General features: G+C 68.8%; 19 protein-coding genes and 1 rRNA gene. 14 read left to right on the top strand and 6 right to left on the bottom strand.

The features are described from left to right. Positions 1-98: 98 nt before the first annotated feature. The 6 genes from rrf to AC04MD_RS13005 all read left to right on the top strand — a co-directional run bounded on the left by rrf (position 99) and on the right by AC04MD_RS13005 (position 5,669). A 5S ribosomal RNA gene (gene rrf / locus AC04MD_RS13030) occupies positions 99-213 on the top strand. Positions 214-307: 94 nt separating this feature from the next. Next, positions 308-1,537 carry a dipeptidase gene (locus tag AC04MD_RS13025; RefSeq protein WP_475497672.1) on the top strand — a complete coding sequence of 410 codons (1,230 nt, stop codon included), beginning with the start codon at positions 308-310 and terminating at the stop codon, positions 1,535-1,537. A gap of 115 nt (positions 1,538-1,652) precedes the next feature. Further along, the gene (locus AC04MD_RS13020; RefSeq protein ID WP_475497671.1) at positions 1,653-2,495 is read left to right on the top strand and encodes a metal-dependent hydrolase; all 843 of its coding nucleotides are present in this window, start codon (positions 1,653-1,655) and stop codon (positions 2,493-2,495) included. Between the two features lie 187 nt (positions 2,496-2,682). Continuing rightward, on the top strand, positions 2,683-3,561 hold the full coding sequence (rpoH, locus tag AC04MD_RS13015) for an RNA polymerase sigma factor RpoH (RefSeq protein ID WP_475497670.1): 879 nt from the start codon (positions 2,683-2,685) through the stop codon (positions 3,559-3,561). A 132-nt stretch (positions 3,562-3,693) separates the two neighbouring features. Beyond that, positions 3,694-5,124 (top strand): hypothetical protein, encoded by a 1,431-nt coding sequence (locus AC04MD_RS13010; RefSeq protein ID WP_475497669.1) that lies wholly within the window; start codon positions 3,694-3,696, stop codon positions 5,122-5,124. 71 nt (positions 5,125-5,195) lie between these two features. Then, on the top strand, positions 5,196-5,669 hold the full coding sequence (locus AC04MD_RS13005; protein ID WP_475497668.1) for a DUF1203 domain-containing protein: 474 nt from the start codon (positions 5,196-5,198) through the stop codon (positions 5,667-5,669). Here the strand turns inward: AC04MD_RS13005 and AC04MD_RS13000 are convergent. From AC04MD_RS13000 to AC04MD_RS12990, 3 genes are read right to left on the bottom strand one after another with little or no spacing between them, the layout of a single operon-like run. Beyond that, the gene (locus AC04MD_RS13000; protein ID WP_475497667.1) at positions 5,642-6,922 is read right to left on the bottom strand and encodes an NAD(P)/FAD-dependent oxidoreductase; all 1,281 of its coding nucleotides are present in this window, start codon (positions 6,920-6,922) and stop codon (positions 5,642-5,644) included. The two genes, AC04MD_RS13005 and AC04MD_RS13000, sit on opposite strands and share 28 nt — an antisense overlap. Positions 6,923-6,972: 50 nt before the next feature. After that, complete coding sequence (locus tag AC04MD_RS12995; protein ID WP_475497666.1) at positions 6,973-8,289, bottom strand: MFS transporter; 1,317 nt, start codon at positions 8,287-8,289, stop codon at positions 6,973-6,975. After that, the gene (locus AC04MD_RS12990; RefSeq protein WP_475497665.1) at positions 8,289-10,475 is read right to left on the bottom strand and encodes a primosomal protein N'; all 2,187 of its coding nucleotides are present in this window, start codon (positions 10,473-10,475) and stop codon (positions 8,289-8,291) included. Before AC04MD_RS12990 ends, AC04MD_RS12995 begins: the two co-directional genes overlap by 1 nt. Before the next feature lie 445 nt (positions 10,476-10,920). On the opposite strand from AC04MD_RS12990, the gene AC04MD_RS12985 reads away from it, so the two are divergent. After that, on the top strand, positions 10,921-11,910 hold the full coding sequence (locus AC04MD_RS12985) for a hypothetical protein (RefSeq protein WP_475497664.1): 990 nt from the start codon (positions 10,921-10,923) through the stop codon (positions 11,908-11,910). Next, a complete protein-coding gene (locus AC04MD_RS12980) occupies positions 11,897-12,490 on the top strand; it encodes a DUF3106 domain-containing protein (protein ID WP_475497663.1) in 594 nt (197 codons plus the stop codon). The genes AC04MD_RS12985 and AC04MD_RS12980 overlap by 14 nt, the downstream gene beginning before the upstream one ends. Before the next feature lie 387 nt (positions 12,491-12,877). Here the strand turns inward: AC04MD_RS12980 and AC04MD_RS12975 are convergent, their stop codons facing one another. Further along, positions 12,878-14,098, bottom strand: a complete 1,221-nt coding sequence (locus AC04MD_RS12975) for a DUF3667 domain-containing protein (RefSeq protein ID WP_475497662.1) — start codon at positions 14,096-14,098, stop codon at positions 12,878-12,880. Between the two features lie 102 nt (positions 14,099-14,200). On the opposite strand from AC04MD_RS12975, the gene AC04MD_RS12970 reads away from it, so the two are divergent. The 4 genes from AC04MD_RS12970 to map all read left to right on the top strand — a co-directional run bounded on the left by AC04MD_RS12970 (position 14,201) and on the right by map (position 19,405). Beyond that, a complete protein-coding gene (locus tag AC04MD_RS12970; RefSeq protein ID WP_475497661.1) occupies positions 14,201-15,598 on the top strand; it encodes an MATE family efflux transporter in 1,398 nt (465 codons plus the stop codon). 50 nt (positions 15,599-15,648) lie between these two features. Beyond that, positions 15,649-17,553, top strand: coding sequence for a signal peptide peptidase SppA (gene sppA / locus AC04MD_RS12965; RefSeq protein WP_475497660.1), 1,905 nt, complete (start codon positions 15,649-15,651; stop codon positions 17,551-17,553). Between the two features lie 866 nt (positions 17,554-18,419). Continuing rightward, positions 18,420-18,632 (top strand): ParD-like family protein, encoded by a 213-nt coding sequence (locus AC04MD_RS12960; protein WP_055937677.1) that lies wholly within the window; start codon positions 18,420-18,422, stop codon positions 18,630-18,632. Next, a complete protein-coding gene (map, locus tag AC04MD_RS12955) occupies positions 18,629-19,405 on the top strand; it encodes a type I methionyl aminopeptidase (RefSeq protein WP_475497659.1) in 777 nt (258 codons plus the stop codon). The genes AC04MD_RS12960 and map overlap by 4 nt, the downstream gene beginning before the upstream one ends. A 363-nt stretch (positions 19,406-19,768) precedes the next feature. Here the strand turns inward: map and AC04MD_RS12950 are convergent, their stop codons facing one another. Further along, complete coding sequence (locus tag AC04MD_RS12950; RefSeq protein WP_475497658.1) at positions 19,769-19,897, bottom strand: hypothetical protein; 129 nt, start codon at positions 19,895-19,897, stop codon at positions 19,769-19,771. Between the two features lie 58 nt (positions 19,898-19,955). Between AC04MD_RS12950 and AC04MD_RS12945 the strand changes: the two genes are divergently transcribed. Together AC04MD_RS12945 and AC04MD_RS12940 are read left to right on the top strand one after the other, a co-directional pair. Then, positions 19,956-20,732 carry an SDR family oxidoreductase gene (locus tag AC04MD_RS12945; RefSeq protein ID WP_475497657.1) on the top strand — a complete coding sequence of 259 codons (777 nt, stop codon included), beginning with the start codon at positions 19,956-19,958 and terminating at the stop codon, positions 20,730-20,732. A gap of 75 nt (positions 20,733-20,807) precedes the next feature. Then, positions 20,808-21,038, top strand: a complete 231-nt coding sequence (locus tag AC04MD_RS12940; RefSeq protein WP_475497656.1) for a hypothetical protein — start codon at positions 20,808-20,810, stop codon at positions 21,036-21,038. 46 nt (positions 21,039-21,084) lie between these two features. Here AC04MD_RS12940 and AC04MD_RS12935 read toward each other — a convergent pair whose 3' ends face one another. Further along, complete coding sequence (locus AC04MD_RS12935) at positions 21,085-22,272, bottom strand: metallophosphoesterase (protein WP_475497655.1); 1,188 nt, start codon at positions 22,270-22,272, stop codon at positions 21,085-21,087. Positions 22,273-22,411 lie beyond the last annotated feature (139 nt).

The following is a 22,411-nucleotide window of genomic DNA, read 5'->3' as shown; positions in this document are numbered from 1 at the left end:
ATATCGTCAGAGAAAATCCAATGCCCGCTACGTCACAAGACCCTATGAGAGATTGGCGCCTTAATCCGTTCCCTGGATGGCGACGCTCCAACCCTCTCCCTGGTGAAATTAGCGCTGTGGTCCCACCCGTTCCCATCCCGAACACGGAAGTGAAACGCAGCCGCGCCGATGGTAGTGTGGCTTAAGCCATGCAAGAGTAGGTCATCGCCAGGGGCTTTACCCAAAAACCCCCGTCCGACAGGACGGGGGTTTTTTCTTGCGTCCCTTTCGCCAACAATCGGCATACGAGTCCGTGGGGGAGGAATGCATGAAGCTGTCTCGATCTGTTCGCGTCGCACTTGCTGTCGCAACCGCCATCAGTCCGCTGGCTGCAGCGGCGGAAGGCACGTCCGCCGTTGCGGCTCGCATCCACGCAGATGCCCTGGTGCTCGACACGCATCTCGATACGCCCGCCAATTTGCGCAGGCCTGGTTGGGACATCAGCGACGATCACACGCACGAAGGCGATCTCTCGCAGGTGGATCTCCCACGCATGAAGGCCGGCGGGCTGGATGGCGGCTTTTGGGTCATCTATACGGCGCAGGGCGCACGGGACGAGGCCGGCAAGCGTGAAGCACGGGACCACGGCATCGAGCGTCTGATGAGCATTCGCGAAATGCTCGCGGCGCATGCAGAGACCATGGAACTCGCGCATACCGCAGACGATGCGGAACGCATCGCGGCCGCGGGCAAGCGTGTTTCCTTCATCAGCATGGAAAACGCGGCACCGCTGGCCAAGGACCCCAGTCTGCTCTCTGCCTACCACCGGCTTGGCCTGCGGATGCTGGGCATCACGCATGTACGCAACAACGATTTCGGTGATTCGTCGACGGATCCGGCCGGCCCGGAGTGGCAGGGCTTGAGTCCCGCCGGCCGGGCACTGGTGCAGGAGGCGAATCGCCTGGGCATCGTGCTGGATGCATCGCACGCCAGTGATGCCGTGTTCGACCAGCTACTCGCTCAATCGCGGGCTCCGATCGTGCTCTCGCACACCAGCGCAGATGCGGTGTACGACCATCCCCGCAACATCGACGACGCACGTCTTCGCCAACTCGCGGCGAAAGGCGGCGTCATCCATGTGAATGCGTTCGGCGGATACCTGATCAGTATCCCGAAGATTCCTGAGCGCGAGGCCGCGATGGATGCGCTTGGCGAAAAGTTCGGCCCCGAGAGCCGACTGGCGGTGGATCGCGTACCCGCCTATCTGGCAGAGCGGCGCGTGATCGAGCTGCGCTACCCGATGAAGCGGGCCACCTTCGACGACTACATGAAGCACCTGCTTCACATCCTGAAGGTGGCTGGTGTCGACCACGTAGGTATCGGTGCGGATTGGGATGGCGGCGGCGGCGTGGCGGGTATGGAAGATGTCAGTGCGCTTCCGCGGATCACCGAGGCGTTGCTGGCCGCGGGCTATTCGGAAGCCGATATCCGCAAGATATGGAGCGGCAACCTGTTGCGTGTCATGCGGCAGGCACAGGCGGTTGCTGCTGCATCCTGACCCGTAACAGCAGGACTACTCCGCTAGTCCTTCTTACTCTCAAGCCGTTCTTCACAACGTGATGCGCGAGCGGCGCGCATCGTGCAGGCACGATGCCATGCGGAGGTACTGAGTCATGGACGAATCGATCACACCACGCCGTTTCACGACTGAATTCCCCGCTGATGTCCCCAAGCACTGGCTTCCGGGCAATGAAGTGGTGTCCTCGCTCCTCAATGCGTACACCATCCTCGTTCCGGCCAACGAGGCGTTCTACATCCGTACGCTCAATGCCAGCCTGCCCCGCATCGCGGAACCTGTTTTGCGTGCGCGCTGCCAGGCATTCATCCGGCAGGAAGCGCAGCACGGTGTCGCGCACAAGCGCTACTGGCGCAACCTGGACGTGCAGGGATATACATATCGCCGGTTCGAGCATGCGATCGACCGCGGAATATTCGGCGTCATGGACCGGTGGGCGCCGCTGTGGCTGAGGGTGTCCCTGGTGAGCTGCGTCGAGCACATCAATGCGTTTCTGGGGTATGAATTCCTGTCGCAATCCATCCTTGCGGAAGCAGATCCACGCGTGCGCGATCTGATGGAGTGGCATTTCGCCGAAGAGATCGAGCATCGCGCCGTCGCGTTCGACCTTCTGAACGCGATCTCGCCGAGCTACCCGGTACGTGCACTGGGTGCGGTGACGACGGCGACCCTGTTTTATCTGCTGATGACCGTGCTGGCCATGGCACTGCTGGCGCAGGACCGGGCGCTGTGGCGCAAAGCGACCCTCAGGCAGGCCGTGTCGCACTTCGGGCACGGTCACGGGATGGCGCGATGGACGCTGAAGCACCTGTTCGACTACCTCCGTCCAGGTTTCCATCCCGCCGGGCTCGATGGCGGTGACGCCCTAGCTGCAAGCGTGCTCCAGCGGCAGGTGCAGCAGCAGCCCCCGAGCGTTGTTCCAATGCCGTCCCGCAGCTGAATACAGGCTCGTCTGGAGCAGGAGCGTCCGGGCGCTCGCACGCGGCGATCTTTTGGCGGACATAAATCTTTGATTTAAAAGAGAATTCCTGCGAGCTCTTGGCGCCGCGATTGTTGCATCGCTGGGACGATCCGGAACTTCCGGCACGGTTAGCAGTCGAACCCCCCGACTGCTAACATCCCTGCCCATGAGCCAGAACACTCCCACTACCGCCCTGGTCACCAACAACCTGCCGATTCCCAGCGCCCTGGGTTCGCTCGACGCCTATATCAGCGCCGTGCACCAGATTCCGGTGCTGACGGTGGAAGACGAGCGTGCGCTCGCCAACCGTTACCGCGAGGACGAAGACCTCGACGCCGCCCGCGAACTGGTGCATTCGCACCTGCGTTTCGTCGTCCACGTGGCGCGTGGCTACAACGGCTACGGCCTGCCGCTCGGCGACCTGATCCAGGAAGGCAACATCGGCCTGATGAAGGCGGTGAAGCGCTTCGACCCCGACATGGGCGTGCGCCTGGTGAGCTTCGCGGTGCACTGGATCCGTGCCGAGATGCACGAGTTCATCCTGAAGAACTGGCGCATCGTGAAGGTCGCCACGACCAAGGCGCAGCGCAAGTTGTTCTTCAACCTGCGCAAGTCCAAGACGCGCCTGGGCTGGATGAATGCCGAGGAAGTCAGCGCCATCGCCAAGGACCTCAACGTGTCCGAGCGCGAGGTGATGGAAATGGAATCGCGCCTGTCCGGCCGTGATATCGGCTTCGACGCACCGTCGGATGAGGACGAAGAGCACGCACCGCCGTCGCCTGCCAGCTATCTGGTCGCACGCGATGAAGACCCGTCACAGGCGTACGAGCGCGCGGACAGCGAGGACAACCAGCTCGAACTGCTGCGCGAAGGCATGGCGAACCTCGACGACCGCTCGCGCGACATCATCAAGCGCCGCTGGCTGGATGGCGAAAGCAAGGTGACCCTGCAGGAACTGGCCGACGAGTACGGCATTTCCGCCGAGCGTGTCCGCCAGGTCGAAGCCAACGCGCTGAAGAAGATGAAGGCGTTGTTCGCCGCCTGATCTCGCCGTTCGTTATGTGATCTGCAAGAGGCCCATCGGGGCCTCTTCTCTTTTGTGGCGTACGCATCGGGGGATGTGCTCCACTACGCCGCGACCCGCCATGGGCGGCGCGATAACCAGAAGGAGCAGGGCATGGGGTGGGGCAACAAGCGACGGGGACTGTTCGTGTGGATGTTGGCAGCGGCGAGCGGTCTCGCGGCTGCGTCGGGTTTCGCCGCGCCGCACGCGGCCGACGATGGCAACACGAAGTCGAGCGAAGGACAGGGAGGCGTACGCTTCTCCATCGATCGCGAGGAGTACGACGCGCAGGCGCGGGCCGCGATGCAGGTGGATCCCGTGGTCGCCGCGCATCTCGGCGCGATCCGCAAGGTCGCGCTCGACGACGCCGCCAGCATGGGCGAGCCGGGTCCTGACGTGCTGGTGTTCGACGTCGAAGGCAGTCGCGGCAAGGGGCGTGTCACTGCGCGCTTCATCACTGTCAGTCCCTCCGAGGAAGCGCTGGGTCCGGGCATGCTGGTCATGGCCGACGGCACCCGGCACGAGATCGAAGGTGACGCCGATGCGCTGGCCGCGGAGGACGAAGCGCATGGACACGACCATGACCATGACGCGGACATCGAAGCCGGCGCCGGCCTTTTCGTCCGCCAGGCGCAGGAAGCTGCGCAGCGGTATCCGCTGATCCGCCAGCACATCGGCCAGATCACCACGTTCGAGATCGATACCGACGCCACCGGCGCCGCGCCGGGCATGAACACCTTCGTGTTCGATGTCGCCGGCGACAAGGGGCGTGGGCGGCTCGAAGCCGACTTCATCACCGTCAGCGCCGACACCGAGCGCCTCGGCAAGGGCGTGCTGACGCTGGCTAACGGCCGCAAACTGTCGTTCGAAGGCGAGCCCCGTGGGGAGAACGAGTCCGAGGACGGTGTCGGACTCGAGGACATGCTCGCGGGCGACAACATCTTCACCCGCCAGGCGCGGGTCGCGGCGCAGCGCTACCCACTCGTGCAGCAGCATATCGGCACGCTGCAGTCGTTCGAACTCGACCTCGCCGGCACCGGCGAAGCGGAGGGCGCGGACGAGTTCGTGTTCACGCTGGCCGGCGACAAGGGACGTGGACGCCTCCTCGCCGAGTTCATTACCGTCGATGCCGATACCGAACGCCTGGGCAAAGGCGTGCTGACCTTGGCCGATGGCCGCGAGATCGCCTTCGAGGGCGAGGCGCCGATGGAAGGCGAACTCGCCGCGCCGCGCATCGATACGGATCGCGGTGAAGCTCCGGATACCTTCGCGCGCCAGGACGGCATGTTCGTGCTGCAGGCCAACGCGGCCATGCAGGCGCATCCGGTCGTGCAGCGTCATATCGGCGACATTCGCGAAGCCGCCTTCGACCGCGATGCATCGTGGGCGGCGGAAGGCGAGCGCTACATCTTCGATCTGAAAGGCAGCAAGGGCGCCGGCCGGCTCGAAGCCGAGTTCATTACCGTCGATGCCGACAGCGAGCGCATCGGCGACGGCGAACTGGTCATGGCCGACGGCAAGCGCTATCCGCTGGACGGGAAGTAAGCCGAACAAGATCCGGATAGCGCCGCCCTCGCGGCGACGCGAGCATGGCATCACTTCTCCGGAGTGATGCCATGTCGTTCGTGATCCGCGGGCTGTCGCCCGAACCGTTCCGTCCCCTGTTCGCCCTCGACGATGCCACGCTGGCGGCACGCAACATCCGCCGCGTCGTCGCCGACAGCGATCGAGGGTTCCCCTGCCGCGTCACGCTGCAGGACGCGCGACAGGGCGAGACCCTGCTGCTGCTTCCCTATCTGCACCACGATGTCGCCGGGGCTTATCGCGGCAGTGGCCCGATTTTCGTCAGTGAAGACGGCATGCAGGCACCAGCGGTGGAATTCCGCAACATGCTCCCCACGACCTTTCCGCATCGCCTGCTCTCGCTGCGGGCCTACGACGCGGAGGGTGTGATGCTCGATGCCGAGGTCGTGGAAGGCATCGATGCAGTGCCGCATCTGCGACGCCTGCTTGGTACCGCCAGCGTCGCCTACCTGCACGTCCACAATGCGCGCCGCGGCTGCTACGCCTGTCGCGTCGACCCGGCCTGACCCTCGTCCTTGCCCAGAATGATCCGCGCGCCGCGCTGGTAGCTCCAGTACGCCCAGCACCAGTTCAGCAGTACGACCAGGCGGTTGCGGAAGCCGATCAGGAAGAACACGTGCGCGGTCAGCCAGAACCACCACGCCAGCAGGCCGGAAAACTTCAGCCGTCCGAAATCCACCACCGCCGCCATGCGCCCGATGGTCGCTAGGTTGCCGTAGTCCTGGTAACGGAACGCACCGGGCGATGCGCTGCCCAACAGGCGCGCGCGCAGCACCTGCGCGACGTGGCGGCCCATCTGCTTGGCGGCAGGCGCCACGCCGGGTACGGGACGTCCGTCCGAGGTCACCGCGGCCAGGTCGCCGGCGACGAAGATGTCGGGATGTCCGGGCACGCTGAGGTCGGGTTGCACCAGCACGCGTCCGGCGCGATCCAGCGGCACGCCAAGTGAGCGCGCCAGCGGTGATGCGGCCACGCCGGCGGCCCAGACCACGGTCTTGGCCGGGACGAAGGTGTCGCCCAGCCGGTAGCCGTCGTCGGTGATATCGCTGACCGGCGTGCCGGTGACGACCTCCACGCCGAGTTTCTCCAGTTGCTTGCGGGCCTTGTCCGACAGCGCCTCGGGAAACGATGCCAGCACGCGTGGTCCCGCTTCCACCAGGCGCACTCGGGCCTGCGAGGGATCGATGTTGCGGAACTCGTTGGTCAGCGTGTGCCGTGCGATCTCGGCCAGTGTGCCCGCCAGCTCCACGCCGGTCGGGCCGCCGCCGACGATGGCGAAGCTGAGCCACGCGGCGCGTTTCGCCGGATCGGTTTCGGTCTCGGCGCGCTCGAACGCGAGCAGCAGGTGGCGGCGCAACTGCAGCGCGTCGTCGAGCGTCTTCAGTCCCGGCGCGTGCCGAGCCCATTCGTCGTGGCCGAAGTAGGCATGCGTCGCGCCGGTCGCCAGCAGCAGGTGGTCGAACGCGAGCGTCGTGCCGTCGGCGAACACGATCTGCTTGTCCTGCGGCGCGATCGACGCCACCTCGGCCAGCCGCACTTCCACGTTCTTCTGCTTGCGCAGGATGTGGCGCAGCGGCGCGGCGATATCGGGGGCGGACAGGCCGGCGGTGGCCACCTGGTACAGCAGCGGCTGGAACAGGTGGTGGTTGTGCCTGTCGATCAGGGTGATGCGGACCGGTGCGTTCGCCAGGGCGCGCGTGGTCCAGAGGCCACCAAAACCGCCGCCGACGATGACCACATGGGGACGTGCTGCCTGCATGCTCGATTCTCCTGGCACCGCACGCGATTGTCGCATGCGGCGCATGCCGATCAGGTCGGGTCGCGGTCGATCAGCGAGGTCTCGCGCGTGTCCGGCATCCACAGGTACACCAGCAGCGAGCAGGCGATGCAGGCGGTGACGTACCAGTAGAAGCCGGTCTCGTGGCCGATGCGCTTGAACCACAGCGCCACCGCATCGGCGGTGCCGCCGAAGATCGCCACCGTCAGCGCGTACGGCAGGCCGACGCCGAGCGCGCGGATCTCGACCGGGAACAGTTCCGCCTTCACCACCGCATTGATCGCGGTGTAGCCGCTGACGATCACCAGCGCCGCCATCACCAGCCAGAACGCCTGCGTGGCGCTCTGCACGTCCTGCAGCTGGCTGAGGATGGGCACGGTGCACAGCGTGCCCAGCACGCCGAACGCGATCAGGATGCGCCGTCGCCCGATCCGGTCCGACAACGCGCCGACCACCGGCTGCAGCAGCATGTAGAAGAACAGCGTGGACGCATTGATCAGGCTGGCCGTCTCGGCCGCCATGCCGGCGCTGTTGACCAGGAACTTGTGCACGTAGGTGGTGTACGTATAGAACGCCAGCGTGCCGCCCATGGTCAGGCCGACCACCGCGAACACCGCGCGCGGATGCCGCATCAGCGCACGCAGCGTGCCCTCGGCGCGCTGCTGTCCCGTCGCCGCCGCGTCGTTGCGCTGGAACGACTCGGTTTCCACCATGTTCCGGCGCAGCCACAGCGCTACCAGCGCCGCCACCGCGCCGATCGCGAACGGAATGCGCCAGCCCCACTCGCGCAGCTGGTCGTCGGTGAGGAACACGCGCTGCAAAGCGATCAGCACGCCCAGCGCGATCAGGTGGCCCATCACCAGGGTGACGTACTGGAAGCTCGACCAGAAGCCGCGGTGTTCGCGCGTCGCCATCTCGCTGAGGTAGGTCGCCGACGTACCGTACTCGCCCCCGACCGACAGGCCCTGCAGCAGCCGCGCCAGCACCAGCAGGATCGGCGCGGCGATGCCGATGCTGGCGTAGCCCGGCGTGCAGGCGATGATCAGCGAGCCACCGCACATCATCACCACCGACAGCATCAGGGCGCGCTTGCGGCCGTGGCGGTCGGCGTAGCGGCCGAGTAGCCAGCCGCCGAGCGGACGCATCAGGAAGCCCACCGCGAAGATCACCGCCGTCTTCAGCAACTGGCTGGTGCGGTCACCGCCGGGGAAGAACACCTCGGCGAAGTACAGCGAGAACGCCGCGTACACGTACCAGTCGTACCACTCCACCAGGTTGCCGACCGAGCCGCTGAAGATGCTGCGCAGCCGTTGGGCGGGGGTCAGGGCGGTACGCGGGGTCTGCGTCATCAGTACAGGTCCATGGGATCGACATCGAGCGACCAGCGCGTGCGGCGCGCTTCCGGCAGGGCGTGGAGGTCCGGCAGGGCGAGATCGAGCGTGCGATGCAGCGTGCGGCGCTCGGGCGAGGTCAGCAGCAGCTGCACGCGATGCAGGCCGGCGCGGCGCGGCATCGGCGCCGGCAGCGGGCCGTGCATCTCCAGTACCGCATCGTGCCGGCGCAGCGCCTGCTTCGCGGCCTGCAGGAACTGCTGTGCGGCATCGACGTGCTGGGCTTCGGCGCGCAGCAGGGCGAGGTGCGCGAACGGCGGGAAGCCGGCCATGCGCCGCTGTTCCAGCTCCGCCTCGGCGAACGCGTGGTAGCCGCCGCTGATCAGCGTGTTCAACAGCGGATGGTCGGGATGGTGCGTCTGCAGCCACACATCGCCGCGCTTGCCGGCGCGCCCGGCGCGTCCGGCCACCTGGATCAACTGCTGCGCGAGCTTCTCGCCGGCGCGGAAATCGGTGGAGAACAGGCCCTCGTCGACGCCGACCACCGCCACGCGCGTGAGGTGCGGCAGGTCGTGGCCCTTGGCCAGGATCTGCGTGCCGACCAGGATGCCGGGCGCATCGCCCAGCTTCGCCAGCTGCTGCGCCAGGCCGTCGCGCTTCTGCGTGGTGCCGCGGTCGACCCGCAGCACCGGCACGTCGGTGAACTGCTCGGCCAGCAGTTCCTCGAGCCGTTCGGTGCCGATGCCCTGCGGCTGCAGGGCCAGTCCGCCGCAATCAGGACAGGCGGGTGGCGCCGCCTGGCGTGCGCCGCAGTGATGGCATTGCAGGCGCTTGCCGCCGGCATGCACGGTCATCGGACTGTCGCAGCGCTTGCAGTGCGCGCTCCAGCCGCAGTCGTGGCACAGCAGCACCGGCGCGTAGCCGCGACGGTTCTTGAACACCAGTACCTGCCCGCCGGCATCCAGCGCCTGGCGGATCGCCTGCAGCGTGTCCGCCAGCAGGCCGGCCTGCTGCGCGCGCTTGCGCACGTCGAGTACGCGCACCGCCGGCGGCTGCGCCTCGCCCGCGCGCCGCGACAGGCGCAGGTGCGCGTAGCGGCCCGTGCGTGCGTTGTGCAGCGTCTCCAGCGACGGCGTGGCGCTGCCCAGCACCACCGGCACGTCCAGCGCCTTGCCGCGTACCAGGGCGAAGTCGCGTGCGTGGTAGCGGATGCCGTCCTGCTGCTTGTAGCTGCCGTCGTGCTCTTCGTCGATCACAATCAGTCCGGCCTCCGGCAGCGGCGTGAACACCGCCGAGCGCGTGCCCACGATCACCCGTGCCTCGCCGCGCAGGCACGCCGCCCAGGTGCGGACACGCTCACCATCGTTGAGGCCGGAGTGCAGCGCATGCACCGGCACGCCCAGGCGTTCGCGGAATCGCGCCAGCGTCTGCGGGGTCAGGCCGATCTCCGGCACCAGCATCAGCGCCTGCCGCCCACGGCGCAGGCAGTCGGCGATGGCGTGCAGGTAGACCTCGGTCTTGCCGCTGCCGGTCACGCCGTCGAGCAGCAGCGCACCGAAGCCGGCCGTGCCGACGATCGCCACGGCCGCCACCTGCTGTTCCTCGTTGAGCGCCGGCCCCGGGCGCGGCGCGGGCGCGGTCTGCGCCGCGGCGGCCGGGAAGCGTTCGGCCAGCCCGCGCTTGCCCAGGTCGCGGGCGGTGGCGCGGCCGCTGCCCAGGTGCAGATCCAGCACGTCTTCGTCCAGCGTGCCGTGCGCCGCCAGCAGGTCAGCCAAGCGGCGTGGCCGGCTGCCGGCCCGCAATCGGTCGCGCTGCAGCTGGCCGGCCTCGGTCAGGCGCCAGTGCCAGGCATGGGTGTCCGGCAATGGGTCGCCCTGGCGCAACGCGACGGGCAGGGCGGTCGCCACCACCTCGCCCAGCGGCGCGTGGGTGTAGCGCGCCAGCCAGTGCAGCGAGTCGAGTAGCTCGCCCTGCAGCAGGGGCGCGTCGTCCAGCAGGGCGTCGGCCGGGCGCAGCTCCAGGGTGGGGTCGGCCGGGGCGGCGACGCCGGCGATGAAGCCCGTCAGCGCCCGATTGCCGAACATCACCTTCACCCGCTTGCCGACGTCCCCGGGCGAGGCGGCGTGACCGGGCGGGGGCAGGTAGTCGAACAGCCGTGGCAGCGGCACGGGCAGGGCGACCTGGAGGACGGAAAGGGGTGGCATTCCGGCCAGTGTATCGGCCCCTCCGGGCCGGGGTCACATCTCACGCAGTTGCATCCATGTCCTGTCAGAATCTTGACGAGATTCACGCAAGTACTGATCCCGGAAGGAGATTCCGGTTTATCCACACGCGCTGTGGATAAATCTGTGCATGGCGGGAATGCTTCACGGCGCGATGACGCTGCTGCAAGCGTCCGCGTCAGGTTGGTCAAAAAAGTGCCAGCAGGCCTTTTCCCAGTCGAATCATGCAGTTAGCCGTGAAACGTGGCTGACACAATGGCGCGGAGGGCGGGGCGATGGGGTCCCGTGACGGTTTGGTGACTGCTGTGCACAACGTTTTTCTTGGAAACCCTTGCTGCGCCGGGGAGAGCAGATTTCGACCGCCTGTCAAGCGTCCGTACGGGCGCGCCGGGTGACTATGATCCACGCATCACCGACCGGTTCCACGATGGCCTCTTCCGACTCCCCGACCTCTCCCGCGCCCGCCGCGCTCGCCGCCTTCCTCCGTGGCTGCGAACGCCGCGGCGCCGTGTTCGCCGAACTGCAGTGCGGCGACGCCGACCGGGGCGACGTGGCCCTCGCGGCCGCCCAGCGTGCGTTCCGCGGCAAGGCCGCCGCCCTGCCGATGGCCGACTGGCCGGTGCGCTTCTGGGCGCTGCTGGCGGCGACGCCGCAACTGCGCGCCGACGGGCCCACCGCCCGCTGGCCCGACGCCTTCGCCGCGCTGGCCCGCCCTGCGACGGCCGACCGGGCGGCGCTGCTGCTGCGCCTCGCCGGCGGCCTGCAGGAAGCCGAGGCCGCCGACGCCCTCGGCCTCGACGGCGCGGCGTACCGCGACGCCCTGGCCCGCGCCTGCCCGCGCGATGCGCTGGGGCATCCCGACGCCGGCGCCTGGCGTGCGCTGGCCGAGGCCATCCAGCAGCACCTGCGCGAACTGCCGGCCGACCGGCTCGCCACCCTCGCGCGCCTGCGCGAAGAAGCGCTGGCCGGCACCCGCCTGCCGCCAGCGTCGGCGAAGACGCCCACCTTCGCGCCGACGCCCGCGCCGCGCCGCTGGCCGTGGATCCTGCTGGTCGTGGTGCTGCTGCTTGCTGCCGCCGGTGCCGGGCTGTGGTGGTGGCGTGGCGCGGCAATGCTGGCGCCGCCGTCGACGCAGGCGCCGGCGAGCGCCGAGGGCGAAGGCGTCTCGGCGCTGCCGCCGGATCCGGAGATCACGACCGATGCGCTGCCTGCCGCGGAGGCGCCCGCCGCGCGCGCGGACGACGTCGTCGCCGCCGAGGCGCATGCCGACTTCGCGCTGCTGGCCGATCCCGACGACGAAACGCGGGCGCGCGAGGCGGATTTCCTCGCTTGGTATCTCGCCGGTGCGGGCGCGACCGCCGCGAACGCCACGACCGATGCCGACACGGACGCGGGAGCGACCGATGCAGCACCGTGATCGGCGGCTGCGTGTCGTGATCGCCTTCGCCATCGTGGCGGCGATGGCCGGTATCGCGGTGTCGTCCGCGCAGGACGCATCGAATGCGACCCGCTGGGCCGCGATGTCGCCTGGCGCGCAGGCGGACTGGCAGCAGCGTCGCCTGGCGTGGGATGCGTTGCCTCGGCAGGAACGCGAAGACCGGCGCGCGCGCTATGCCGCGTGGCGCGCGCTGGACGAGATCCAGCGTGCGCGCCTGCGCGCCGCCGCCAGCGAGATCGCCGCGTTGCCGCCGGAACACCAGGCCGCGCTGCGCACGCAGTTCCGCGTGCTGGACGGCATGCAGCGGCAGGGCTGGCGACTGGGGCCGGCGCTCGGCGCGGACTGGCCGCGGCTGCAGCCGTTGTTCGCCTACGTGCCGCCCGGCGAGCGCGATGGGCTGCTGGCCTTGTTGCGGCAACTCGATGCGGAACAGCGCGACGATCTCGCCGCGCTGGCACAACGCCTGCCGCCGCAGGACCGCGATGCGTTCCGTCGTGAACTGCTCGCCGTGCCCGACGGCCAGCGCCGCGCGTGGCTGCGGCAGCGGCGCGATCGCTGACCCCGCTGCGGATCGACAGCGTTCCGTAGCGTGCGCCATGCGCACGACCTCATGACCTCATCGCCGCGCGACTCCTTTCGTGCGCATAGCGCACGCTACGAAGTCGCGATTCGACCGGACAACGGGATTCCCTTCGTAGTGAGCCCGTCGAGCCACGCTTTTCGCGCCCGGGCCTGATCACCGCGGCCTGACGATCCATCGCCAACGACATTCAAGGCACGGTGCTCCCGGGACGGCGCGGCCCCTCAAATCGCCACGGGCTCCTCAAGGCCTTCGCCGTAGCGTGCGCTGCGCGCACGGCCTCATGACCCCACCACCGCGCGATTCCTCTCGTGCGCATGGCGCACGCGACGAATGCGCGCGTGTCTCGTCAGACTCGGCACGCCGCTATGCGTTCACCAGGCTGGTCAGCGACAGCAGGACCATGGCGGTGACGACCAGGAAGAAGTACAGCATGCCCAGTGCCAGGTACTTGAGCAGCGTCACGGCCGGGTGCTGGCGATAGACGCGCTGCTGCATCCAGAACAGGTACACCGGCATCCAGCACATGATCAGCAGTTCGGCCATCCACACCGGTGCGCGCGCCAGGGTCGCCTGTTCCGGCAGCAGGCCGTCGACGAAGGACAGGGCGAAGAACACCAGCACGCACAGGCACAGGTAGGCGTGGCTGTAGAGCGCCACCACCAGGTGTTCCAGATACACGCGGCCCGTGCCGAGGTAGGCCAGTTTCAGCAGCAGCGCGAACACCGGCACCAGCACGAACAGCGCCGACGGCACGGCGCCCATCAGAGCGTTCTTGAACAGCTCCGGGTCCTTCTGCAGGCGCGGGATGTTGTCCTGCGCCCGCGCGATCTTCTTGTTCAACCAGCGGTTGCCGAACGCGGGCAGCCAGTCCACCTGGACCGGATTGTCGGTCTGGTGCCAGGGCTTGCCGTTCTGCGAGAACAGCGAGCCGGTGGAGTCCGGCATCGGCCCGTTCTTCGGGATCCGGTCGGGTTCGGCCAGCGCCGGGTGGTCGGGCCGCAGCTCGGCGATGCGCGCGCGTGCCCGCGCCTGGGTGCTGCGGATGTTGTTCTCCACCTGTTCGCGCGCGAACGCCAGGGGCGGCGGCAACGCGGCACGTGCGGCCAGCAGCCCGTCGATGGTGCGGTCGCGCAGGCGGATGACGTCATCCACATCGGTCAGGGCGCCGAAATCCACGCCCTCGTCACCGGCGCCGGTCACCTGGACGGTCGTGTTGCCGCCCTTGCCGTCGGCAACCGCAGGCGGGCTGAACGGGTCGCCGCTGCCGGTGGCGAACTTGCCCACGAAAAACGTCAGCACACTCAGGATCACGAACAGCCGCAGCGGCGCCACGTACGGCGCGCGGTGGCCGGCCAGGTAGGCATTGGCCAGCTTGCCGGGCGAGAGCAGGGTGCGCAGGGTGCGGAAGATGCGCCCGTCCAGGTGCCAGAACGACTCGAACACCTCCTCCACCGCATGCCCGAAGCTGCGCAGCGGGTTGTGCGCGTTCTGCCCGCAGACGTGGCAGAAGCCGCCCTGCAGCGGCGTCTTGCAGTTGTCGCACGCGCTGGCGTGCACGGCGTCGGCATCGTGCGATGGGGTCATGGGGCGTTCGGGTGGCGCGGCGGGCGAGCGGGTAAGATACCGGCCTCCCGTGACCCGGTGCCAGCGCGACGCCGCGCGACCGCAGTCCGGCGGTTGATCCTCATGTCCGTCTCCCCCTCCCCGACCCCGCGCTTCGGCCAGGAAGTGCGCGCCACGGGCACGCTCGCCCTGCCGCTCGTGCTGGGCCACGTCTCCACCGGCCTGATCGGCTTCGTCGACAACGTCATCGCCGGCCACCACGCCACCGCCACGCTGGCGGCGGTGACCGTCGGCACCGCGCTGCTGTGGCTGCCGATGATGGTGCCGATCGGCACGCTGATCTCGCTGACCGCGTCGGTGTCGCAGCTCGACGGCGCCAACCGCCGCAGCGAGATCGCGCCGCTGTTCCGCCAGGCGCTGTGGCTGTCGCTGGGCCTGGGCCTGCTGATGTTCGCCTTCCTCAGCGTGGCGCCGTATGCGCTGGCCGCGTTCGGCATCGCGCCCGACATCATTCCCGGCGCGACCGCCTTCCTGCACGGCATCCGCTGGGGCGTGCCGGCGCTGACGTTCTACTTCTGCATGCGCTACCTCAGCGAAGGCACGCACTGGACGCTGCCGACCATGATCCTCGGCTTCGGCGGCCTGTTCGTGCTGGCGCCGGTGGGCTACGTGCTGGCGTTCGGCAAGTTCGGCTTTCCGGAGATGGGCGCGGGCGGCCTGGGCATCGCCTCGGCGCTGACCATGTGGCTACAGGCGATCGCGTTCGCGATCTACCTGGCGCGCGCGCGCCGTTTCGCCGACCTGCAGCTGTTCGCGCACCTCGATCCGCCGCGCAGCGCGCCGATCATGCAGTTGCTGCGCACCGGCCTGCCGATCGGCATCACCGTGCTGATGGAGGGCAGCCTCTTCATCGTCACCGCGCTGCTGATCGCGCGCCTCGGCGCCATCCCGGCGGCCGCACACCAGATCGCCATCAACGTGTCGGCGCTGTGCTTCATGATCCCGATGGGCGTGGCCGAGGCCACCACCGTGCGCGTGGGCCATGCGGTGGGCGCGGGCAATACGCTCGGCATCCGCCGCGCCGCGCACGCCGGCTACGTCATCGTGCTGGCCACGCAGGCGCTCTCCGCGCTGTTCCTGCTGCTCGGCCACGACCTGGTGGTGTCGCTGTACACCGACGACCTGGCCGTCGCCGCGCTGGCCGGCACGCTGCTGCTGTTCGCCGCCGCGTTCCAGTTCCCCGACGGCATCCAGGTGCTGTCGGCCGGCGCGCTGCGCGGGCTGAAGGACACCCGCGTGCCGATGTGGCTGGCGGTGGTCTCGTACTGGGGCCTGGGCATGCCGCTGGGCGCCGGGCTGGGCCTGGGCCTCGGCTGGGGCCCGCAGGGCATGTGGCTGGGCCTGATCGTCGGCCTGACCGCCGCCGCGGTGCTGCTGGGCTGGCGCTTCGAGCGCAGCAGCAAGCGCTGGCAGGCCGCCGCAGCCACCCCCGCCGCGGTCACGGTGACCAACGGGGCATGAAAGCCTCACGCGCTACACGCTAGAGTGAACCCAGTTTCCCGGAGTCCCCCATGAGCCAAGTCGCACCAGCCCCCCGTCGCAGCCCGGTCGTCGCCTTCTTCGTCGGCCTCTGGGACGTGATGAACTTCACCCGCAAGCTGGTCCTCAACCTGATCTTCTTCGGGTTGCTGTTCCTGATCTTCATCGTGTTCGTCATCGCCGCCGGCAGTGGCGGGGTGAAGCCGCTGATGGAGCGCACCACCTTCGTGCTGGCGCCGGAAGGCCGCCTGGTGGAGCAGTTCACCGCCGATCCCGCCACCCGCGCGCTGGCCAAGGCGTTCGGCGACAAGAGCGCCGAGGAGGTGCAGCTGCGCGACCTGCTGCGCGCCATCGAGGCGGCGCAGAAGGACGACAAGGTCGAGCGCATGCTGCTGCGCGTGGACCAGCTGCAGCCCACCGGCTACGCCTCGCTGCGCGAAGTCGCCGCCGCGCTGGCGAAGTTCCGCGCCTCCGGCAAGCAGATCGTCGCCTTCGGCGAGAACATCAGCCAGACCCAGTACCTGCTGGCCGCGCAGGCCGACGAGGTCTACCTGGACCCGATGGGCAGCCTGATGCTCGAGGGCCTGGGCCGCTACCGCCAGTACTACCGCCAGGGCCTGCAGGAAAAGCTCGGCGTGGACGTGCACCTGTTCAAGGTGGGCGAGTACAAGTCCGCCGCCGAGCCCTACGTGCTCGACGCCGCGTCGAAGGAAGCCAAGGAAGCCGACCTGTTCTGGATGAACGATGTGTGGCAGCGCCTGCTGGCCGACATCGCCAAGGTCCGCAAGACCACGCCGGACGCGCTGGCCGCCGGCATCGACACGCTGCCCGAAGGCATCGCCGCCGCCGGTGGCGATCTGGCCAAGTACGCGCTGCAGCAGAAGCTGGTCGATGGCCTGAAGACGCAGGAAGAAGTCGAGAACCTGCTGATCGAGCGCGGCGTGGCCGACGAGGATTCCGAGACCGGCTTCCGCGCCATCGGCCTGGCCGGTTATCTGACCCACCTCGACGCCAAGATCAATCCGCTCGACAAGCGTCCGCAGGTCGCGGTGGTGGTGGCCGAAGGCGAGATCACCGACGGCGACCAGCCGGCCGGCCGCGTCGGTGGCCTGTCCACCTCGGCGCTGCTGCGCGAGGCGCGCGACGACGACGACGTGAAGGCCGTGGTGCTGCGCGTGGATTCGCCGGGCGGCGGCGTGTACGCCTCCGAGCAGATCCGCCGCGAAGTGGCCGCGCTGAAGAAGGCCGGCAAGCCGGTGGTCGTTTCGATGGGCGACCTGGCTGCGTCCGGCGGTTACTGGATCAGCATGAATGCCGACCGCATCTACGCCGATCCGTCGACCATCACCGGTTCCATCGGCATCTTCGGCGTGATCCCCACCGTGCCGCGCACGCTGGAGAAGATCGGCGTGCGCACCGACGGCGTGGGCACCACCCGCTTCGCCGGCGCGTTCGACATCACCCGTCCGCTGGACCCGGCCGTGGGCCAGGTGATCCAGTCGGTCATCGACAAGGGCTACGCCGATTTCACCGGCAAGGTCGCCGAGGCGCGCAAGAAGTCGGTCGAGGAGATCGATGCGGTGGCGCGCGGTCGCGTGTGGAGCGGTGCGCAGGCGAAGGAGCGCGGGCTGGTCGACGAGCTGGCCGGCCTGGACGTGGCGCTGGCCGATGCGGCCAAGCGCGCCAAGCTGGGCGCGCCGGACACGTACCGCGTGCGCTACATCGAGAAGATGTCGTCGCCGTTCTCGCAGTTCATGGGCGGCTTCGCCGGCAGCCGGATCGGTGCGGCGTGGTTGAAGGACTCCGATTTCGCCCGCGCGCTGCTGGCGCGCAGCCTGCCGGAGATGGAAGCGCAGCTGCGCTTCGTCGACGAGGCGGTGAACGATCGCAACGGCGCCCCGGTGAAGAGCCTGGCGTACTGCTTCTGCGGGTTCTGAGTCTCAGTTCCATCGTGTGATCGACGGGCCGCGCGGGCAACCGCGCGGCCCGTTGCGTTTGTGGGCCTGCGCGCGCCGCAGACGGACTCGCACGCTGTGTCCGTCGCACGAGTGGTCGCATCCCTTGCTCGGTGTCCCGCGTGCAACGTCCCGCGCCTCGTGTTCGCCGCGCGACGTGTCGTGTCCCGAACGCGGACGGTCGGGTCGGCAGCGCGGTGTGTCGGGTTCGACACGCGGTGTACCGGGTCCAGCGCGTGGACGATCGGGTTGCCCAACGCGGCGCTCCGCGTCCGGAACGCGGGACACCGAGTCTTCAGCGCGACGGATCGGGTCTCGGACGTCGCGTTCCGAGCTCAGAACCCGGAACGCCGCGTCCGGAACGTGGTGCGTCGGGATAGCACACGCGGCATGTCGCGCTCGGAACGTCGCGTACCGGGTCAGGAGCGCGATGCGTCGGGTTCGGCAGGTGGTGTTCGGGGTTCGGAACCCGGAACGCCGGGTTGTGGACCTGGCCTGTGGGGTTCCGGACGCGGACAGGGAGGCGGCGACCCGCATCGGGATCCGCCGTCGCGACATCCGGACGCCTGTGACGGGCCTCGGTCGTGCCGGCGACGCGATGGGTTCGGCAGGGAGGGACGTATGTAGGAGCGGCAGGGACAGCGGCCGCGTGCGCAGGCCCGTGCCTGCCAAACCGATCCGGGACGGTGAGCCGGCGGGACGGCCGATCGGAGGCGGCGGGGCCTGGACCCGCGTGGCGATCCCCGGACGCCGGATGCGGGATCACGTCCGCCTGCTGCCGGGCGGCGACGCTGGAGGCGGGACTATGGATCGTATATGATTCATATATTCGTTCCCGAGAGTCTCCCATGGGTATCGTCAACATCGACGACGCGCTGCACGACCAGCTGCGCCGCGCCTGCACCGTCAGCCACCGCTCGATCAACGCGCAGGCCAATTTCTGGATCAAGGTCGGCATGCTCTGCGAGATGCACCCGGAACTGAGCTTCCAGGACATCGTCGCCAACGAACTGCGCGCGGCCGGCGTGCAACCGGCGCCGCTGCGCGCGGGCCACACGTGATCAAGACCGCCGACGAACTGGCGCGCATGGCGGAGGCCGGCGCGCTGCTGGCGTCCGTGTTCGACCGCCTCGACCGGCTCACGCTGGAAGGCATGAGCACGATGGCGATCAACGACCTGGTCGAACGCATGATCGTCGACGAGCTGCACGCGCGCCCGGCCAGCAAGGGGCAGTACGACTTCCCCTACGTGCTCAACGCGTCCATCGACGACGTGGTCTGCCACGGCATGCCCTCGCACGACGACGTGCTGCGCAGCGGGCAGATCGTCAACCTCGACATCACGCTGGAGAAGCACGGCTATATCGCCGACTCCAGCACCACCTACCTGGTCGGCGAGGTCGCCTATCCCGCGCGCAGGCTGGTGCAGGCCACCTACCAGGCGATGTGGAAAGGCATCGCCGCCGTGCGTCCCGGCGCGCGCCTCGGCGACGTCGGCCACGCCATCGCGCAGTACGCGCGCGAGCAAGGCTACAGCGTGGTGAAGGAATACGGCGGCCACGGCATCGGCCGCGAGATGCACGAAGCCCCGCACGTGCATCACTACGGCAAGCCCGGCACGGGCCTGGTGCTGGAAGAGGGCATGGTGTTCACCATCGAGCCGATGCTGAACCAGGGCCGCGCCGCGATCCGCTCGCAGCCCGATGTATGGCCGGTCCACACGCGCGACGGAAAACTCTCCGCGCAGTTCGAACACACCGTCGCGGTGACGCGCACGGGCGCGCGCGTGCTGACCTTGCGGCCGGGCGAAACGCCACCGCGCGACCTGCACTGACCCCGTTGCGCGTACTGCCCCCTCTCCCCCCGCATGCGGGGGAGAGGGTTGGGGTGAGGGGGGCGCGATGCCGTCTCTCGTCGTTACGCCGCATCGCGCGCCGCGGCGTCGGCAACGTTCCCGACACGTCGTTGCGTGGACTTCGTCGCCCCCTCACCTGTCCCCGTCTTCACCGGGGACATCCTCTCCCCCGCGAGCGGGGGAGAGGAGGCGTGTCCTGCCGTACTGTTTGGAATGTGGACGGATGCGGAGCAGGCGGTCGACGCTACTGCCCCCTCTCCACCGCATGCGGGGGAGAGGAGGCGACTCCGCATCGGATTTGCACGTCGTGCATCGCCGACGCGACGCATGCTGGCGCGCGACTCAGGCTTTCACGCTGTCCGCATCCGCCTGCGGTTCCGGTGGTTCGTCGGTCGGGGGCGGTTCGGGGGCGCGGCAGGCGGCGCAGGCCAGCAGCAGGGCGGCGAGCAGGGTGAGGCGGATCCGGGTCATGGCGACGGTCCTCCTGTGACGTGGCGCTATGCTACGCCCATCGATGAAGGAGGCGCATGTGGCGGCGAACCGGTGGCGACTGGAGGGGCAACTGGCGCTGGTGACCGGCGCCAGCGCGGGCATCGGACTGGCGATCGCGCGCGAACTGCTGGACTTCGGCGCGGACGTGCTGATGGTGGCGCGCGACGAGGATGCGCTGCAGGACGCGCGCGCCGACCTGGCCGACGAGTTCCCCGAGCGCACCATCGCCACGCTGGCCGCCGACGTGGCCGACGACGAAGACCGCCGCGCCATCCTCGACTGGGTGGAAGACCACGGCGACGGCCTCAACATCCTGGTCAACAACGCCGGCGGCAACGTCACCCGCGCCGCGGTGGACTACACCGAGGACGAGTGGCGCGGCATCTTCGAGACCAACCTGTTCTCGGCGTTCGAGCTGTCGCGCTACGCGCATCCGCTGCTGACGCGGCACGCGGCGTCGAGCATCGTCAACGTCGGCAGCGTGTCCGGCACCACCGCCGTGCGCAGCGGCGCGCCCTACGGCATGACCAAGGCCGCGCTGCACCAGCTCACCCGCAACCTGGCCGTCGAATGGGCCGAGGACGGCGTGCGCGTCAACGCCGTGGCGCCGTGGTACATCCGCACGCGCCGCACCTCCGGCCCGCTGTCGGATGCGGACTACTACGACGAAGTCATCGCCCGCACCCCGATGCGCCGCATCGGCGAACCGGAAGAAGTCGCCGCCGCCGTCGCCTTCCTGTGCCTGCCCGCATCGAGCTACGTCACCGGCGAATGCATCGCGGTGGATGGCGGGTTCCTGCGGTACGGGTTCTAGCGGTGCGGGGGAGCGTGATGGGGCGTGCGGTCGTGAAGCTGTTGGTGGGGCGCCGGACTCTTCACGGCGATCGCGGTGGCGTTCGCGCTGTCGCTTGGTGGAACACCGCCCGCATTGGTCTATCTGGTCTGTGGATGCGCGTTTTCCCTGTGCTTCAAGATCGCCGGAGAGCCGTTGCGCCTGATGTTGCTCATCGGCCGATCCCGTGTCGTGGCGTCTTACCTGATCTCGGCGCTTGGCATGGCGGTGTCCATCTACGCGCTGTGGCTGGCATTCCGGTACACGGCGCCAGGCGCGGGGACCTGATCCGTCCACGCCGGCATGATTCTCCCGTAGGTCTGGCGACGATGGCTCACAGACGAACGCGGCCACCCTCTGCATCCACCCGCCACAGCACGCCCGCTTCGTACAGCGCCGCCTGCGGCGTCTGCTCGGCATGGTGCACGTCCAGACGCAACAGGCGCCCCTGCTGTTCCAGCACGATGTCCGGCACCAGCGTGTGGCCGATGGCGATGCGCCTGGCGCCGTAGCGGGCGAGCACGCGCTGCAGGTGCGCGGCCGGATCGCGCTCGCGTCGCTGCTTCGCGTCGTCCGGCATCGCCATGCCGCGGTACCACGTCAGCCCGTCGCGGCCGAGCAGCGTGCGCGCGTCATCGAGCAGGTCCTCCGGCACGCGATGCAGATGAGGCCGCGCCAGCGCGTTGATCTGGTCGACATCCAGGTCCATCGCCAGCACCGGTTCGCTGACGCCACCGTGCACCAGCAGATGGTCGCCGATGCGCGCGATGACCGGCTGCTCCGCCAGCCAGGCGCCGAGCACGGACTGCGCCGAGAACAGGCGCTCGTCGCCGTCGTCACCCAGCGCGTTGGCGAACGCGACCAGGCCGCCGGGCCAGTACTTCTTGCGCCCGGACATCGCCAGGTGTTCGTGGTTGCCGAGCACGTAGTGGACGCGCCCACCGGCGGCCTCGGCCTCGGCCTGCAGCCGGTAGATGAGCCACAGCACCGCGGTCATGTCGTCGCCGCGGTCGACGAAGTCGCCAACCATCGCGACATGGCCGTCGCCGTAGCGCCAGCGCAGGGCGTCGTCGATGACGCCCTGCGCGCGCAGCAGCGACGTGAACCTGTCGAACTCGCCTTCCATGTCGGACAGCATCAACAGGCGGGAAGGATTGCCGAGGTGCACCGCGCTGCGTGCGGACGATACCGGGCGCAGCGTCACCTGGAGCCGCGTCTTCGATGCGTTGCCGACCTGCACCGACAGGGTCGGCAGCGGCGATGGGGGCAATTGCGTGCGGACCAGTCGCCAGGCATCCGCGTCCTGCCGTGTGGCGAGGACCTCGTAGCCGCCGTCGTGGACGAACACGTGCGGACCTTCAGCGGACAGTCCGGGCTTTTCCATGATCTGGACGCGGTGCGCGTCCTTGTCCCAGCCGAAGGCGATATTGCCGTGCGGATCCTTGAGGCGGAAACCGCCGACCACCACCAGTCCGAGCAGGACCACGATGCAAAGTGCGAGCACCAGTACCAACCGCTTCATCCATGTCGCCATCGCGCATCCCCCGTCGGAATGCGGATGACGTTACGCGCCGCATGCGTGGCGCTTCATGGGCAGGAAGCCATGCCTGATTGTGAGGCGATGCGCGCCTGTTGGTCCGCGCATCGCCACCGATGGCGGA

The organism is Pseudoxanthomonas sp. LjRoot206 (assembly GCF_056175725.1).
The sequence above is the reverse complement of the archived record's forward strand: the minus strand, read 5'-3'. Positions and strand labels throughout refer to the sequence as shown.

Coding starts and splice junctions, on each gene's coding strand:
- AC04MD_RS13025 (WP_475497672.1), top strand. CDS start 308: ATGAAGCTGTCTCGATCTGTTCGCGTCGCACTTGCTGTCGCAACCGCC.
- AC04MD_RS13020 (WP_475497671.1), top strand. CDS start 1,653: ATGGACGAATCGATCACACCACGCCGTTTCACGACTGAATTCCCCGCT.
- rpoH (WP_475497670.1), top strand. CDS start 2,683: ATGAGCCAGAACACTCCCACTACCGCCCTGGTCACCAACAACCTGCCG.
- AC04MD_RS13010 (WP_475497669.1), top strand. CDS start 3,694: ATGGGGTGGGGCAACAAGCGACGGGGACTGTTCGTGTGGATGTTGGCA.
- AC04MD_RS13005 (WP_475497668.1), top strand. CDS start 5,196: ATGTCGTTCGTGATCCGCGGGCTGTCGCCCGAACCGTTCCGTCCCCTG.
- AC04MD_RS13000 (WP_475497667.1), bottom strand. CDS start 6,922: ATGCAGGCAGCACGTCCCCATGTGGTCATCGTCGGCGGCGGTTTTGGT.
- AC04MD_RS12995 (WP_475497666.1), bottom strand. CDS start 8,289: ATGACGCAGACCCCGCGTACCGCCCTGACCCCCGCCCAACGGCTGCGC.
- AC04MD_RS12990 (WP_475497665.1), bottom strand. CDS start 10,475: ATGCCACCCCTTTCCGTCCTCCAGGTCGCCCTGCCCGTGCCGCTGCCA.
- AC04MD_RS12985 (WP_475497664.1), top strand. CDS start 10,921: ATGGCCTCTTCCGACTCCCCGACCTCTCCCGCGCCCGCCGCGCTCGCC.
- AC04MD_RS12980 (WP_475497663.1), top strand. CDS start 11,897: ATGCAGCACCGTGATCGGCGGCTGCGTGTCGTGATCGCCTTCGCCATC.
- AC04MD_RS12975 (WP_475497662.1), bottom strand. CDS start 14,098: ATGACCCCATCGCACGATGCCGACGCCGTGCACGCCAGCGCGTGCGAC.
- AC04MD_RS12970 (WP_475497661.1), top strand. CDS start 14,201: ATGTCCGTCTCCCCCTCCCCGACCCCGCGCTTCGGCCAGGAAGTGCGC.
- sppA (WP_475497660.1), top strand. CDS start 15,649: ATGAGCCAAGTCGCACCAGCCCCCCGTCGCAGCCCGGTCGTCGCCTTC.
- AC04MD_RS12960 (WP_055937677.1), top strand. CDS start 18,420: ATGGGTATCGTCAACATCGACGACGCGCTGCACGACCAGCTGCGCCGC.
- AC04MD_RS12950 (WP_475497658.1), bottom strand. CDS start 19,897: ATGACCCGGATCCGCCTCACCCTGCTCGCCGCCCTGCTGCTGGCCTGC.
- AC04MD_RS12935 (WP_475497655.1), bottom strand. CDS start 22,272: ATGAAGCGGTTGGTACTGGTGCTCGCACTTTGCATCGTGGTCCTGCTC.